Here is a 15,815-nt window from a genome sequence, read left to right as displayed (position 1 = left end):
CCCCCGGATCCTCTGGGGAACTTCCCTACAACGGGGCCATCGGTGGAGCACCTCCAAAGAAGGTGCCCGTCCGCTGGCTCTCCTGGAACGTCAGCGCGTCCCAGGCCAAACTGGGGTCTGTAATAGCAACCCCCTCGGTTAGGAAGCTCAGCGTTGGTGCAGTCCCCGAGACCCTCCCTGGGGTTCTTGAGGTTAAGGCTAACGTACCGGCGGCGGTTTACGTGGACGGCGTCTTCCGCGGCACCATCAGCGGGGAGCTGACACTGAAGCTTTCCCCGGGGAGGCACTCCCTAAGGGTTGAGAGATCCGGCTACTTTCCCTATGAAGAGGACGTAGAGCTGGAAAGCGGCGCCCTCAGGTTGGTGAGTGCAACCCTCCAGAAAGTTCCGGAGGTCAAATGGTCGGTTCTCAGGATAAACTCCGATCCCTCAGATGCCTCGGTCTACATCAACGGCACCTACATGGGGAAAACCCCGCTGACCCTCAACGTCTCCCCCGGGGTGTACAGGGTTGAGCTCTCTAAGGGGGGCTACGTCGGTTATTCGACGTTCGTAACCCTGGTGAACCATCAGACGAAGGAGCTGAGTGTTCGGCTCAGCAGGATCCAGACCAGCACGAGCTCCACAGCCTCAACCGCTGGTGGGCACACGACGACCAGCTCTACGAGCCCAGTGACGTCAACTTCCAGCCATTCATCCACCAGCTCACGCACTTCCAGCGGTACAGCTTCCCCCTCATCCTCCACGAAGAAGGGAGGGCACGGTATATGCGGGCCCGGGCTTATGCTCTTCCTGCCCGTCTTGGCGGCCGGTACGAGAAGGCTTCAGAAATCCTTTTAATGTCCCATGTTTATGTAGGGCCAGCGCAGGGAGGGGTGTTGGATTTGTGCGGTATCATAGGCTACATCGGTGACAGGAAGGCATGTGAGGTTATAGTTAGGGGCCTCAAGAGGCTTGAATACAGGGGCTACGACTCGGCCGGCGTTGTAACTGGCGATGGGAGCTCCCTCGACATCAGAAAAGGGGCGGGAAGAATAGACGACCTCGCCAAGAGGCTCCGCTTCCTCGATATGAAGGGAACCCGGGGAATCGGGCACACGAGGTGGGCCACCCACGGGGTTCCCAACGATACGAACGCTCATCCCCACACCGACTGCACGGGGAGGATAGTTCTCGTTCACAACGGCATCATCGAGAACTTCGCCGAGCTGAGGGAGGAGCTCTCGCGGAAGGGCCACGTCTTCAGAAGCGACACCGACACTGAGGCGATAGCCCACCTCATAGAGGAAGAGCTCAAGTCCTCAGATGACTTCGAGGAGGCTATGAGGAGGGCCCTCAAGAAGCTCAAGGGCTCCTTTGCCCTCGCCATCGTGTACGCCGATGAGCCTGATAGGCTATACTTCGTCAGAAACGAGAGCCCGCTCGTCCTCGGGGTAGGAAACGGGGAGATGTTCGCGGCGAGCGATGTACCGGCTTTCTTAGAGTACACCAATAAGGTTGTCTTCCTCGACGACCGGGAATACGCCGTCGTTACAAAGGACTCATGGGTGGTTAAGAGGCTTGACACAGGGGAGCCCGTTGAGAAGGAAGTCCATGAGATATCCTGGACCCTCGATATGGCCGAGAAGGCTGGCTTTCCCCACTTCATGCTCAAGGAGATATACGAGCAGCCGAGGGCCATCAGAGATGCCATCCACGGCAACAGGGAGACGATAGGCCGCGTGGCGAGGGAGATAGCGAACTACGACCGGGTGATATTCGTTGCCATGGGGACTTCATACCACGCCGCCATCGCCGGCAAGTACCTGTTCCAGAAGCTCGCCAAAAAAATCCCCATAGTGGAGGAGGCCAGTGAGTTCAGGTACGAGTTCGAAGACCTCATAGACGAGAACACCCTCCTGATAGCCATAACCCAGAGCGGTGAGACCGCCGACACGCTGGCGGCAATGAAGCTCGCGAAGAGAAGGGGGGCCAAGGTTCTCGCGATAGTCAACGTGGTCGGGAGCATGGCCACGAGGATAGCTGATCTAACGATATATACCCACGCGGGCCCCGAGATAGGCGTTGCCGCCACAAAGACCTACACAACCCAGCTCACCGTCCTGACAATGCTGGCCATTGAGACGGCGGCCGTCCTCGGCACCGTGCCCTTGGAGAGACTTGAGAGCCTTAGGAGGGCCCTCCTTTCCGTTCCGGAGTTCGTTGAGAAAGTCCTTGAACTCGATGGTTCACTCGCGGAGCTCGCTGAGGAGTTGAAGGATAGACGGGACTTCTTCTACATCGGTAGGGGCATAGGCGTTCCAACTGCCCTCGAAGGGGCCCTGAAGCTTAAGGAGATAAGCTACATCCACGCCGAGGGTCTGAGCGCCGGGGAGCTCAAGCACGGCCCGCTCGCGCTCTTGGAGGACGGCGTCCCGGTCGTTGCGATAGCCCCGGACGGAAGGCTGTTCAATAAGATGGTGAGCAACATAGAGGAGTCAAAGGCCAGGGGGGCCATGATAATAGGCCTCTCCAACAGGGGGGAGCTCTCGAAGGTGGCCGACGTCTTCATACAAACCCCCGACGTGGATGAGCTCCTGAGCCCCATAGTCTACGTTGTCCCCCTCCAGCTCCTCGCCTATCACCTCTCGGTTCTGAGGGGCAACGACCCCGATAAGCCGAGGAACCTTGCGAAGTCGGTTACCGTTGAATAGAGGTGGTCTGTATGGTCAAAAAGAGCGATAGAAAGAGGAAGGAGAGAAAAGTTCGGGAGAGAAAGAGCCGTAAGGAACAGCCTGAAAGCCTGAAAAAGCTCTCAAAATATTACCAGAGGATAAAGACATACGGCATCGCCGCCTTGGTGCTCATACTGGCCTACTACGGCTACCTCATCAGGGTGAAGAGCGCAAGGCTCAGGTACTTCATAGACCCTGACACCTTCTTTCACTTCGAGATGTTCAGGCAGGCCGTCAGGCACGGCGTGCCCACCTACTTCCCCTACGCCAATCCCCCAGCGGGCGTAAACGTCGGTGGCTCGCTCGGCCTCTACGCCATCCCGGCCAAGGTCTACAACATCCTCTTCGCTCCCTTGGGCTACTCCGAGCTGCACTTCTTCAAGATATGGACCCCCCTCCTCGGGGCGCTCACGATAATCGGCATCTACCTTCTCGGCAGGAAGCTCCACTCCGACTGGACTGGCTTTTGGGCGGCCGCCTTCTTAGCCTTCTCCTACGCAAACTACAGCAAAACCTACTCCGGAAACGCGAGGGGTGAGGCTCCCTTCCTGATGTTCTTCGTGTTCGCAATACTTTCAATGGCCTACTACCTGGACGCGGAGTCAAACTTCAGGAACGTGAAGAAGCTGACGGTGAAGCTTGTATGGGGCTCCCTCTTCGTGGTTCTCAGCTGGCTGTTCATGATGAGCTGGCAGGGGAGCGAGTTCGGTCTCGGGATACTCCTGCTCTTCATGCCGCTGCACTCCATAGTCCTCTTTACCTTCGGCAGGATCGGGGAGCTCAGGAGGTTCACCATCGAACTGTACTCCGCCATGCTCGTGGTGCTCCTCGGCGGGCTCGCACTGACGAGGGTATCGCTCGTGGGCTACAGATCCTTCTTGGTGTTCTCACTTGAGGCGTACTTCGCTGCCCTCATCCTAAACCTCGTAATGCTCTTCGGCCAGCGCGTCGGCCTCAACTACTCGGACAAGGCTCACAGACTCGGTACGGTCGTGGGCATTGGTATAGCTGCCTTTATCGGTGCCTACGCCTACTTCGGCAGGGATCTGTGGAAGTTCCTTGCCGGCGCCTACCAGTCCAACCCCCTCTACCAGACGGTGGCCGAGCTTGCCAGGCCGAACTGGGGCTACGTGAAGAACGTCTTCAGCATACACTACGGGAGAACCGGGGCCGGCCAGGACGGGATGCTCTACATACTCTCAGTCCTCGGGTTTGCGGTGCTTCTGCTTAGAATGCTCTGGAAGTACAGGAAGGGCGATGTAACCGGCTACAAGGAGATGTTCTTAGCGGTCTACTACAGCGCCGCAACCTACTTCCTCTGGACAGCGGTCAGGTTCAGCTTCCAAGCTTCGGGGGCAGTGCTTCTGCTCGCCGGCCTCTTCATCGGGGAGCTCATGGTGGCCATCGAGAAGCTCAACGACACCGTAGGCACCAAGGCAATGTACGCCATCGTTTTAATACTCCTCTTCATCCCCCTCCCGGTTATCGGTGCCAGGGATATGGGACGCCTCGCCGCCTCTCAGGCCGCCCATGAGGCTGTTCCGGCTTCTTGGCAGAACGCCCTCCTCTGGATGAGGAACAGCACCAACCCCTTAGACAGCGCGACCAGCTGGTGGGACTACGGCTACTGGATAGAGTCGAGCCTCCTATCGCACAGGCGCGCTTCCACGGACGGCGGCCACGCCTACGACAGGAGGTACGTTCTTGCAAAGTTCTTCTCTCACAGCGGGAGCAAGAGTGAGGTCGATTTCGAGGCTTGGGGCCTGAACTACCTCATAACCTGGCAGAGCGACATATACAAGTTCAACGCCATAAGCTACCTCGGCGGCGCCATAACCTACGGTGAGTACAAGAAGACCCCCATGTTCATGCCAGTGAGCTCCCAGTACGGGGCGGTGATGGGCTTTGACAACACCACTAAATCCTTCTACGTCAGGGTCAGGACGGCCCGGGGGGTTCTAACCTACATTCCCGAGATGGTCATTAATCTTGCCAGGGGAGGCTCCGTTTACAGGAACAAGAACCCGAACATAAACTACGTGCTCTACATCTTCTCCCAGAGCTTCGGCATCTTGGCATACAAGAAGATAGCCTTCAGCAACTTCGTCCAGCTCGCCTTCAACTACATCAACCCGCTCAACATCACTGAGTCCATGATGCTCAGGGCCAACTTCAAGCTCGTAAAGTCGGAGGGTGATGTTAACGTCTACCGCTTCAGCCCCTTTGGGGTCTACAGGATAGACGAGCTAACCAACGGAACGGTTCAGAACGGCACGTGGAAGATGGTCTACTCGACCCTCTCGCCGGCCCGGAAGCTCCCGCTCGGAAACCACACCTTCAGGGTCTACATCTCGGCCTTCGGGAGGGACGTTACCAACGGAACCCTGGTCTTCGAGGCCTACAACGGCAGCAAGCTCGTTGAGAGGGAGGTACTCGCCAAGAACCTCCACATCAACCACCTTCACGAAAGGCCCATTCTGGTCAGCTTTGACGTTCCCAACGCAACCAGCTACCGCATGTACATCCTCCAGAAGGGCCCGGTGGGGGTTCTCGATGGGCCCGTTAAGGTGAACGGGAGGGAGGTGAACCCGAGCTCCCCAATTGCACCCGGCAGGAGCGGGGAAATTCAGCTCAAAGCGGCTTTCAGGAGGGGCTACGATAAGGTCACTCTGGCCATGAGGGCTATGGTGACATACTACCTCACGCCGAACGGGAAGGACATATACAAGGACGACTTCTACCTTGAGCCCCATCAGGACGTTGTTGCCTACATCCCGCTCAAGACCCTGAGCGTCTCGGCCGGGGACAACGAGATCAGCGCGCACGTGAGCGTTCCCTCCGACCTCTTCACATCCTTCATCCAGAAACTGCGCGCCAAGTACGGCAGCAACTTCGACGTTGCTAAGAAGAGGCTCGAACCCGTCTTCATAACCGAGAAGGAATACGTTGTGTGGGAGGGCTGATCAGCCCCTCCTGATTTTCATGTCCTCCAGTTTTTTCATTCCCATTTTCCGTGCGGTTCTGACGACACCCAGGACGATGGGAGAGTCTGGAACAAGAACCAAAGCCTCGGCCTCCCTAAAGCCGAGCTCCCTGAGGGCGAAGGCCCTGTGGTGACCGTCCAGGAGGTAGTAGGAGCCGCCGTAGGGTATGACTATCAGAGGTGCGTCGTAGCCGTGTTTAATCTCCTGGAGGACAACGAGCAGCTTTTCCTCGCTCAGCTCCGCCTGGGTGGGGAAGACCTTCTCAAGGGGCACGAACCTCCTCTTGATCCTGAAGTTCAGGCCGTAGATGGCTCCGTACTCCTCCGCTATGTGCTCCGCGCGCTTCACTGCCTCCTCCCGGCTTATGAGTTTGACCCCCTTCAAGGGCTCCGCCTCACTCGTGCTCCTTCCTCTTTTGCTCCCTCGCGTGTATGTAGTCTAAGAGCGGCTGTATCCTCTTCCATACCTCCGCTATGGAGCCGTCCCCATCGATCCTGACGTAAATGCCTTTGGCCTTGTAGAACTTTATTATCGGCCCCATGTTCCTTATGTAGATCCTGTACCTCTTTCTGACGACCTCTTCCCTGTCGTCTTCCCTCTGGATGAGCTTTGAGCCGCATACGTCGCATATCCCCGGCACCTTCGGTGGCTTGTACTTGATGTGGTATATTGCACCGCAGTTCGGGCATATCCTCCTGCCCGAGATCCTCTCCACACTCGTTTCCTCGTCTATGAATATCTCCATCGCGAGGTCTAGCCTTATCCCGTGGTCATAGAGGTAGTTCTCAAGGGCTATCACCTGTTCGGGCGTCCTCGGGTAGCCGTCGAGGATGAAGTTGTTGCGCTGCCTCCTCAGGCGGGATATTATGAGGGTGTTGACTATTGTATCGGGGATCAGGTCGCCCCTGCTCAGGTACTCGTCCATCTCCCTGCCGAGGGAGCTCCCCCTCTCGATCTCATACCTGATGATGTCGCCTGAGGAAACGTAGACCATGCCGTAGTCCTCAACTATTCTGCGGGAGTGCGTGCTCTTGCCCGAACCCGGGGGTCCGAATATCAGTATGTTCATCCGAAGCCACCAATAAGCATTTATGGTATGGAGTTGAATAAACTTTTGGTGGTGCCCATGAAACTGAGGACCGGCTTCGTTAGGGCTTCCGGATACGCGTACAAAGTTAGGAGGGTTCTCTTCGCCTTAACGAGGGGGAAGGTCAGCCCGGAGGAGGTCGTGAGGGCGGCCGGGGAGCTCAACGTCCGGATCTTTGAGGAGCTCCAGAAGAGGGGAGTTGATAAGGGGGACGTTGTGAGGGTGGAGGTGCCCTTCAGGATCGAGGACGGTAAGGTGATCTGGGACTACAGCGGCCTTAATATCGAGGTGTACAGGAAGGAAGAGGAGGAGAAGCTGGCAAAGGCTATGGAGGAGGTCGAGGAGAGGGAGAGGGCACTTGAGGAGAAGATCTCCCGCATCGAGGAGCTCGCCAACAGGCTGAAGGAACTCAGCGATGAACTCCTGAGTGAGATAGAGGAGATTAAGCAGGAGCACACTTCCCTCCGTCTCAGGGCTGAGGGGTAAGTTCAATTCTTCTGGTTCTTTTTAAACGTTCTACAATTTAAGGTAACACGGCTGGAAAGTTGTCAGTTTTACCGAAACCCATTTAAGTGCTCATTGACATACATAAAAGTGCATAACCCAACGGAGGTGCAAATATGAACTCCGCTGTAGTTATCCTGTTGGCAGCGACTATATACGTTGTTTTCTATTTCACCTACGGTAAGGCGCTGCAGAACAAGGTCGTCAGGGCCGACCCCAACAGGCCAACACCGGCCCACAAGCTGTATGACGGTGTTGACTATGTCCCAGCGCACCCGCTCGTCCTCTACGGCCACCACTTCGCATCGATAGCAGGCGCTGGCCCGATCGTCGGTCCAGCTGTTGCAATGGCGTGGGGCTGGCTTCCTGGACTGCTCTGGGTCTGGTTCGGAAACGTCTTCATAGGTGCAGTCCACGACTACCTGGCGCTGATGTCATCGGTTCGCTACGACGGTAAGTCAATCCAGTGGATTGCAGGAAAGCTGATGAGCAAGAGGACTGGCATAACCTTCGAGCTTTACATATGGTTTGCACTGCTCTTAGTAGTCGCGGCTTTCACGGCGGTCATCGCTGGAATATTCAAGAACACCCCGGAGGCAGCGACGGCTGCAATACTGTTCCTCATCTCGGCGGTCATAGTGGGGTGGCTGATGTACAAGACCAGCCTGCACTTCGCGGGGGCAACGATTATCGGGCTTATACTCTTAGTGATCTCAGTGTGGCTCGGCTTCAAGTACCCGATCCACGCCAGCTACCATGCATGGGCGATATTCCTGCTGTTCTACATCATCATAGCCGCGTCGTTGCCGGTTTGGATACTGCTGCAGCCAAGGGACTACCTCAACGCCTACATACTTTGGTTCGGCCTCATACTCGGCGGCCTCGCCTTCATCCTGATAGGGGGCAAGGGAACCTTTACTGCCCCGGCGTACACCACCTGGAGCGCCCACGTCGTTGGCGGCAAACCATCGCCCTTCTGGCCGACGATACCGCTCGTCATTGCCTGCGGTTCGCTGAGCGGGTTCCACTCCATCGTTGGTTCGGGAACCTCCTCCAAGCAGCTTGACAACGAGATACACGGTCTCATGGTCGGCTACGGCGGAATGTTCACGGAGGGCTTCCTCTCGACGATTGTCATAGCTTCAATTGCTGTCTACGGGTTCCAGGTGTTCCACGATGCGAACATTGGAATAACCGCGTCAACTTGGGGGAAGGCCTATGCGCCGTTAGTCGCCCAAGCGCACGCTGACAAGTTAGCCACCGTCATGCACAAACTTGGGATTCCCCTCCTTAATTCGGCCAAGAAGGTCGCCGTCGTTGGTAAGGTCGGAATCTTCGCCAAGAGCTACGCCTACGGTCTGAAAGATGCCTTTGGAGTGCCTCTCAAGACAGGTACGGTCTTCGCGAGCCTCTGGGTCTCGGCCTTTGCACTGACCTCGCTCGACACCGCCACGAGGCTCGGAAGGTTTGCCTGGCAGGAAGTCTTTGGAATGGTCATGGACACCTCCAGCGGAACCGGGAAGATACTGGTGAACAAGTGGCTCGCTTCAACCGTCATAGCGATTCTCGGCGTCGCCCTCGCCTGGGGCAACCAGTGGCTCATCCTCTGGCCGGCCTTCAGCGGTATGAACCAGATGCTGGCGAGCATAGCCCTCATGACGGCGGCGCTCTGGGTCACGAAGATTCAGAGGGCAGGAAAGTGGAGCTGGGCGGTGCTAATTCCAGCGCTCTTCCTCTGGATTACGGTGACGCTGGCGCTGCTCTGGTTCCTCGTGGTGGTGGTTCCGGGGATCTCAACGCCGCTCACAAGGTACTCGGTCGGCCTCATAACCCTCGTTGGTGTGCTCCTGAACTTCCTCTTAGCCTGGGACTTCTGGATCGCCTGGAAGAAGCCGGCAGAGGAGTACGAGGCCGCGAGGGCTTGAACCCTTTTCCTTTTATCTTCAAGGGGCGATAGTATGGGGGAACTGCTCAAGGAAATTTTTTCGAAGCTCAAGCTCCCGCTGACATTCCTCTGGGAGTTTCACAGGGGCTTCGAGCTGTACTACGTTCAGGGGATTAAATGGGAGGAGGAAGAGCTGGAGAACATATTCGCGCTCATCCTGTTTGGGGACTACATAGGTCTCCCGAACCCACCAACCGATCTGAGCTTCCGCCTGCTGCCGCACGTGGTTCGGGAGATATACGTGATGCAGGAGAAGGCGAGTAAGGAGGTAACGTTCAAAACCGGCTGGATAGGGGTGTGAGGTATGGGCAAGCTCATGGAGAACATAAAGGACTTTTTGAAGGGGTTTAGGGAGTCCTTCAGGGATCAATCCACGGAGTACATAGAGTTCGAGGAGAGGGAGCTTGAGAACGTCTTTGCCCTCGTCCTCATGGGCTCCTTCGTTGGGATACCAAGCCCGCCGACGACGCTCGTCATACGGGTCATGCCCCACATGCTCCGCGAGATCTACGTTATGCAGCAGAGGGCCGCCAGCATGGACGACATATTCGGGGAGATAGCCGGGATGTTCGACATAGACTGAGGTGGTGGATATGAGGGAATACCTGCTTCCAAAGTCCGGTTTCAGGGTTCTCTTCGTGATAGGAAAGGGCGGTGTCGGGAAGACAACGACGTCGGCCTCGCTCTCGGTAGCCCTCGCCGAAAGGGGCTACAGGACCCTTATAGTCTCCCTCGACCCGGCCCACAACCTCGGGGACGTCTTCATGACCGAGCTGAACGACAGGCCGAGGCAGCTTGAGGAGAACCTCTACGCGATGGAGCTCGATATGGAGAAGCTGATAAAGAGCTACCTCAAGCACCTTGAGGACAGAATGAGGAACATGTACCGCTACCTGACGGTGATAAACCTTGAGAAGTACTTCGAAGTCCTCAGCTTTTCGCCGGGCATAGAGGAATACGCGACCTTGGAGGCGATAAGGGACATCCTGAAGGGGGGGAACGAGTGGGACGTCATAGTCTTCGACACGCCGCCGACCGGCCTCACCCTCAGGGTTCTCGCCCTACCGAGGGTGTCCCTGCTGTGGGTTGAGAAGCTCTCGGAACTCAGGGCGAAGATCCTCGACAGGAGGAGGATGATAGAGAAGGTTCAGGGTCAGAGGAAGTTCATCGTCGATGGGAAGGAGATGGTTCTTCCGAGCAGGGCCGAGGAGGATCCGGTTATGAAGGAACTAAAGGCCTACAGGGAGGAGATAGAGTTCGTCAACTCCATAGTCACAGATCCCGACAGAACGAGCGTCGTTGCCGTTATGAACCCTGAGATGCTCCCCCTCTACGAAACTGAGCGGGCGTACGAAACGCTGAAGAAGTTCAAGATTCCGATGAAGCTCGTGGTGATCAACAAGGTCATTGAGCTCGAAGAGGATATCCCCAAGCTCAGGGTCAAGATCGAGGCCCAGAGGAAGGTTCTCGAAAAGGTCAGGGAGAGCTTCAGCGGGATGGACAGGGTTGAGATCCCCATGTTTGAGGAGGAGCCGAGGGGAATGGAGTGGCTCAGGAAGCTCGGAGGTTTGGTACTTGAGAGCCGAGGAGATACTTGACCTGCTGAGGAAGGTCGAGAACCCGATAACCAACATGGACATAGTCAGCGAGGGCCTCGTCAGCAAGGTCGAAGTTGATGAGGAGGAGAAAGTCGTGAGGATATACGTCGCGTTCCTCAGGAACACCCCGGCCCACCCGTTTTCGATGGCAGTCAACTGGGCCGTTCAGGCGAGGATAATCCGCGACATGGTAAAGGTTTTAGAGGACAGGCTTGGATACTTTGAGATAGTTGATGACGCCTCCCTTCAGAGGTACTACCCAATAGAGGAGGATGGGGTATGAACTTCAACATAAGTCTTACCTCGGAGCTGCTGCTGGCGCTTATGATCCTGGCCGGTGCGGCCTCATACCAGTTCTACAAGGGAAGGAAGCTGAACCTTCAGCTTATGGACTACTACCTCAGGGCTATTGAAGAGGTCGTGAAGCCCAAGGACAAGGACTACGTCTGGCTCGGAGGCTACATAGGCTTCAGGGCCCAGTACAAGATTGAGAGGGACAATCTCAGGAAGTTCGAGTACACGCTGACGCTGCTCCCGAGGCACAGCCTCCTCTACTTCCCGATCTCCCTCCTGACGAGCAGGCATGACAAGCTCTTCATCGTTGCCAGGCCCTACTCCACCATAAAGCGTGAGGCACACATCATCCAGAAGGGCTACTACCGCCTCAGGCCCAACATAGAGAACGAGCCCCTGCTCCAGAGGGACGAGGTGGAGGTAGACGGGAAGAGGTACGAGCTCCTCTTTGAGAAGAGGCGCGATGCAGAGCTGCTCCGGGAGTTCTTAGCTGGGTTCCAGAAAGTTGGCAACGTCAAGCACGTCTCCCTGACGCCGAGCACGAACGTCTTCTACGTCTTCATGAAGCCAGACATAGACACCATAAGGGGGGACGTTGAGCACGTGGTGAACTTCGTCAACGAGAAGCTCAAGGAGAACCCATTCTCCTCCTGATTTTCTTGCTTTCTCGCAATCCTTTTATCGGCTAAAGTCCAAGTTATACTTGGTAATACTTTGGTTAGCGTCCGCCTTAAGGTGGGCCCCAAGGAACGGATAGCCACTCCGAGGGACTCCCATAAGGGGCCCTGGCTGGAGGGTTGACTATGGAGGTTTACAGGGCCAAGTTTGGAAGGCCGGAGAGGGGCTGGGTCGTCTTGGTTCACGGCCTCGGGGAACACAGCGGACGCTATGGGAAACTGATAGAAATGCTTAACAAAAACGGCTTTGCAGTTTACACCTTCGACTGGCCCGGTCACGGGAAGAGCCAAGGAAAGAGGGGGCACACGAGCGTCGAAGAGGCCATGGAAATAATTGATTCCATAATTGAAGAATTAAATGAGAAGCCCTTCCTCCTCGGGCACAGCCTCGGCGGTTTGACGGTTGTAAGGTACGCCGAGACGAGGCCAGACAGGATTAGGGGCGTTATAGCTTCTTCACCGGCCCTCGCGAAGAGCCCCAAAACGCCGGGTTTTATGGTTGCCCTCGCGAAGTTCCTCGGCAGAGTAGCGCCTGGTCTAACGCTGTCAAACGGCATAAAGCCCGAGCTCCTCTCAAGGAACCCGGAGGCAGTAAAGGCTTACATCAAAGATTCCCTCGTCCACGACAGGGTTTCTGCGAAGCTCGGGAGGAGCATCTTCGAGAACATGGAGAAAGCTCATAGGGAGGCAGGAAAGATAAAGGTACCGGTTCTGCTTCTCGTGGGAACTGGGGATGTTATAACCCCTCCCGAAGGCTCTAAAAGGCTCTTCGAGGAGCTTAAGGTAAAAGACAAAGAACTGAAGGAGTTCCCCGGAGCCTACCATGAGATATTTGAAGACCCGGAGTGGGGGGATGAGTTCCACAGGGTTGTTGTTGATTGGCTCCTCCGGAGGTCTTAAAGATGGTGGAGGTGCTTGTGGGAAAGCCCTCAAAGGGCAACATCATAGGGGCTGCCCTGACAATTGGTGCCGTTGCGGGGATATTTGTCTACAAGGGACTTGAGATAGCCCTTCACATCTCCCAGAACGTTCCCCTGGCGCTTGGGATCACAGCGGTCTTCATTGTTGCTTCTTTCGTTATCGGTTTAGCCATCGTCAGGCGCCGCCTTGCCCACCTTGAGACCTTCCTTTCAGAAGCCCAGATAGGAGACGATGGGATCTACCTCCAGGAGGAGGTTGACTACGAAACCGGGGTGTACTCCGCTAAGGGCTACTGGAGCAGCTCGGGAAGGAACAGGACGTACCGTGTGCAGTCGAAGTTTCATGGAAACGAGAAGGGCAGGGCCTCAAGGATTCCGCTTCCCTCCGGGAAGTTCGTGGTCAGTGTGAAGCGCAACGACGAGGGCTACATCTCCGCCCCGGCCGTTAGATTGGGTGGCAAATATGATGGGGTCATCGTCATGGCCCTTGACCCCCGGGGAACCGTTGAGGGGGGCGGAACCTTAACCGCAACCTACGGCGACGACTACGCTACTCTGACCTTCGAAGGAAAGGGAAGCGTCCTTGAGGGGAAGGTGAGCTCCTCCCTTGGAAAAGCTAAGAGGAGCAGGGTAGAACTGTACCACATGGACTACCCCTCCAACCACTTTAGGATAGCCGCGGGCCTTAACTACACTTTCTCCTTCAATCCCTTCAAATGGCTGAAGAGGGGTAAAAGGAACGTTATAGTGACGGTTCAGGGCTTCTCGCCGAGGGAGTTCAGGAGGCTCTTCGGCTTAGGGGAGTACCTGATAGGGCACGGGCGGTACGGGATAAGGCTCATCCTCGACATCCCCATGCGCAGGGACGTTGTTGAAGAGGCATCCTTCGAGGTTCTCCCGGTGGGCCGGGTCGAGGGCTCCGAGGAAAGTGAGAGTAGAATGTTACCCACCGGTATTGAGAGAATCTTTTAGCGTTCCATCCTGCCCTTTATCAGCTTTCCTCCGTTTTTTGTGCTCAGCAAGGTATTTATTCCTGAGATGCGGCCGTTAATATGGGATGCGCAATGGTCTGGGATTCCTCAATGATAAAACTCGCGCCCGAGGATTTCATAGTTGAGGGGATATCCGAGATCCTCAGGAGGGCCGGCTTCTCGGAGGAGAGCAGGGAGTACCGTCGGAAAGGCTCCTCACGGGTTGTAATGATCAGAGGGGGCAAGGAAGATCCCTTCTTAGGGAGGGAGCAGCTCACCATCGCGGTTCTCTGGGGAGAAGCAGATGAGGAATGGCTCTCATCCATCCTGAGAGGGGAGGGAAGGGCATATCTCATATCGTTGGATGGCGAGGTCAAAATTGAAGGTGTGGAAGTGAGGGGCGGCTCCTGGCTTGCAGAGGCCTTCAACAGGGCGGCCATCGAGCCACCTGAGTCGTTGAAGCCCGAAAAGCTTCCCCCCGAGAGCGTCACTGAGTTCGTTTTAGATGGCCCCCTCGTGGGCGAGTTCAACCTCGCCAAAACCGTTGAAGAGGTCAGAAAGGTGGCGGCGTACAGGTTCGGTGCCTCCACCCTTCAGTTAGAGGCCATTAAACTTTTCCTGCGCCCTGTTTATATTGTTTCGTGGGCCGCGGAGGATGGCAGTTCCTCAAGGGGGCTCATCGCTGATGGCTCTGTAGTGTTGGATGCGGAGAAGTCCCATTACAGGGGGCTCCTTATGAGGCTCCTCCTTGAGGACGTGGCTACGGTCAGGGCCAGCAGTGTGGAGGTTGAAGATTTCCCCGATCCTGAGGGGGTTTTCCTTGAGGCCTCCAAGGAAAGGGGTCTTCTCGGCCTCAAGGTGACGGGGGTGAGGAGGGCTTACAAACCCATCAGGGCTGAGATGACGCTTAAAATGGGCATCAACAACCTTAAGGCCTCCCTCGACCTTTCGAGCGGCAGGGTGGAGGCCGAGGCTGAGCCCCTGGCAGGGGAGCTCATCAAGAGGGAGGTAATCCGTGCCATCCAGGACTCCCTTGGAGAAGCCCCTGCGGGGATAGAGCTCGCAAGGCGGGGCAGGTACTTTCTTACGAGGGGCTTTACGGATAAGTACCTCTTCTCGGCGAGGGTCAACGCCTACACGGGTGCTGTGGAGGAGCTCAAGGCCTCCCTCAGGGAGGAGGTTCTCCTCTCCCTCGTTCTCAAAAAGTACCCTGATGGCTCCCTACTGGGCCTTGAAAGGATTCAGGAGGGGGCGATAGTAGACCTCTTCCTCCCGGAAAAGATCCTCGTACTGAGGGTGGATTCCCTCGGTAGGGGCATCGAAGTTGACAGGGAACTTCAGATGCCCACAGCAAGGATGGGGGAGATCCTCTCCAGTCTGGGCCTTGAGGGAGAGCCCGAAAACTTCACCTGCACCGTGAAAATGCACCGCTTCGTTGAATGCACCGGCGGCATCGGCGACGTTACTGTAAGGGTGAAGATGGACGGAATGCACGGGGACATCGTCGAGGAGGAGGTTGCAGTTGGAAGGGATGCCGCGGTTTCGCTTGCCTTGGGTGAGTACGGGGGCTTTAAGGCGGTCTTCGTGGACGAAAGGGAATCGGGATACCTCCTGACCCTTGAGGGGGAAAGGGAGATCATCAAGGCCTTTGTATCAAGAGACGGCAGGGTTGAGGAGCGCGACCGCTTCCTCAAGGGTCAGATAGTGGAGGAAATTGCGTTAAAGGCTATAGGGAGCCTTGAGCCAAAGGCGGCTGTGGAGGGCCTGAAGCTCGGTGAGAACTGGGAGGTTCACTTCACAGGTTCCCGGGTATGGGGCAGGGTCTTGGTTCACCGGAGGGACGGAAGGGTTCTCTCTTTGGAGACGAAGTACACTGAGAAAGCCCTCGTTGACCTCTTCGAGGAGTTTATCCGCGAAAAATACCAGGATGAAGGCAGGGTCAAGAGGATAATCCTGGATCTCGGAAAAGACGTGGCGGGTATTAAAGCGGTTGGGAAAAAGGGGACGTACTTTGGTAGATACGACCTCAGGGATGGTAGACTGCTTGAGAGCGACTTCGTTCAGAGCGGCTTTGCCTCAAAGCTGAAGCTCCGTCAGCTGGAGTCCCACTACCTCTAAGCTT

General features: G+C 56.3%; 15 protein-coding genes. 13 read left to right on the top strand and 2 right to left on the bottom strand.

Going from position 1 to position 15,815, the window contains the following annotated elements:
• From MVB78_RS11295 to MVB78_RS11285, 3 genes are all read left to right on the top strand, one after another.
• Window positions 1–839 (top strand): PEGA domain-containing protein (locus MVB78_RS11295; RefSeq protein ID WP_297491602.1); only part of this gene is annotated, 839 nt, incomplete at its 5' end.
• Window positions 840–883: 44 nt separating this feature from the next.
• A complete protein-coding gene (gene glmS, locus MVB78_RS11290) occupies window positions 884–2,692 on the top strand; it encodes a glutamine--fructose-6-phosphate transaminase (isomerizing) (protein WP_297491620.1) in 1,809 nt (602 codons plus the stop codon).
• An 11-nt stretch (window positions 2,693–2,703) separates the two neighbouring features.
• Window positions 2,704–5,676 carry a peptide transporter gene (locus MVB78_RS11285; RefSeq protein ID WP_297491600.1) on the top strand — a complete coding sequence of 991 codons (2,973 nt, stop codon included), beginning with the start codon at window positions 2,704–2,706 and terminating at the stop codon, window positions 5,674–5,676.
• Here the strand turns inward: MVB78_RS11285 and MVB78_RS11280 are convergent, their stop codons facing one another.
• Both MVB78_RS11280 and MVB78_RS11275 read right to left on the bottom strand, forming a co-directional pair.
• Window positions 5,677–6,081, bottom strand: coding sequence for a ParB/RepB/Spo0J family partition protein (locus MVB78_RS11280; protein ID WP_297491598.1), 405 nt, complete (start codon window positions 6,079–6,081; stop codon window positions 5,677–5,679).
• Window positions 6,082–6,091: 10 nt separating this feature from the next.
• A complete protein-coding gene (locus MVB78_RS11275) occupies window positions 6,092–6,766 on the bottom strand; it encodes an adenylate kinase (protein ID WP_297491595.1) in 675 nt (224 codons plus the stop codon).
• Between the two features lie 57 nt (window positions 6,767–6,823).
• Here MVB78_RS11275 and MVB78_RS11270 point away from each other — a divergent pair, with 57 nt between their 5' ends.
• The 10 genes from MVB78_RS11270 to MVB78_RS11225 all read left to right on the top strand — a co-directional run bounded on the left by MVB78_RS11270 (window position 6,824) and on the right by MVB78_RS11225 (window position 15,811).
• Window positions 6,824–7,270 (top strand): single- stranded DNA-binding family protein, encoded by a 447-nt coding sequence (locus MVB78_RS11270; RefSeq protein ID WP_297491617.1) that lies wholly within the window; start codon window positions 6,824–6,826, stop codon window positions 7,268–7,270.
• A gap of 134 nt (window positions 7,271–7,404) precedes the next feature.
• The gene (locus MVB78_RS11265) at window positions 7,405–9,213 is read left to right on the top strand and encodes a carbon starvation protein A (protein ID WP_297491592.1); all 1,809 of its coding nucleotides are present in this window, start codon (window positions 7,405–7,407) and stop codon (window positions 9,211–9,213) included.
• A gap of 33 nt (window positions 9,214–9,246) precedes the next feature.
• Entirely contained in the window at window positions 9,247–9,534 is a 288-nt protein-coding gene (locus MVB78_RS11260) for a hypothetical protein (RefSeq protein WP_297491589.1), read from the top strand.
• 3 nt (window positions 9,535–9,537) lie between these two features.
• Window positions 9,538–9,816: a hypothetical protein gene (locus tag MVB78_RS11255; protein ID WP_297491585.1), complete on the top strand. Its 279-nt coding sequence runs from the start codon at window positions 9,538–9,540 to the stop codon at window positions 9,814–9,816.
• A 10-nt stretch (window positions 9,817–9,826) separates the two neighbouring features.
• The gene (locus MVB78_RS11250; RefSeq protein ID WP_297491614.1) at window positions 9,827–10,831 is read left to right on the top strand and encodes an ArsA family ATPase; all 1,005 of its coding nucleotides are present in this window, start codon (window positions 9,827–9,829) and stop codon (window positions 10,829–10,831) included.
• Entirely contained in the window at window positions 10,809–11,114 is a 306-nt protein-coding gene (locus MVB78_RS11245) for an iron-sulfur cluster assembly protein (RefSeq protein WP_297491582.1), read from the top strand. Before MVB78_RS11250 ends, MVB78_RS11245 begins: the two co-directional genes overlap by 23 nt.
• Window positions 11,111–11,779: a hypothetical protein gene (locus MVB78_RS11240; RefSeq protein WP_297491579.1), complete on the top strand. Its 669-nt coding sequence runs from the start codon at window positions 11,111–11,113 to the stop codon at window positions 11,777–11,779. Before MVB78_RS11245 ends, MVB78_RS11240 begins: the two co-directional genes overlap by 4 nt.
• 149 nt (window positions 11,780–11,928) lie before the next feature.
• On the top strand, window positions 11,929–12,702 hold the full coding sequence (locus MVB78_RS11235) for an alpha/beta hydrolase (protein ID WP_297491576.1): 774 nt from the start codon (window positions 11,929–11,931) through the stop codon (window positions 12,700–12,702).
• 2 nt (window positions 12,703–12,704) lie between these two features.
• Entirely contained in the window at window positions 12,705–13,694 is a 990-nt protein-coding gene (locus MVB78_RS11230) for a hypothetical protein (protein WP_297491573.1), read from the top strand.
• 80 nt (window positions 13,695–13,774) lie between these two features.
• Entirely contained in the window at window positions 13,775–15,811 is a 2,037-nt protein-coding gene (locus MVB78_RS11225) for a hypothetical protein (protein ID WP_297491570.1), read from the top strand.
• Window positions 15,812–15,815: the final 4 nt, after the last annotated feature.

It is taken from the genome of Thermococcus sp. (genome assembly GCF_026991495.1).
GTDB lineage: Archaea > Methanobacteriota_B > Thermococci > Thermococcales > Thermococcaceae > Thermococcus.
Note: the sequence above shows the minus strand (reverse complement) of the source record. Positions and strands in the feature narration are given on the sequence as shown.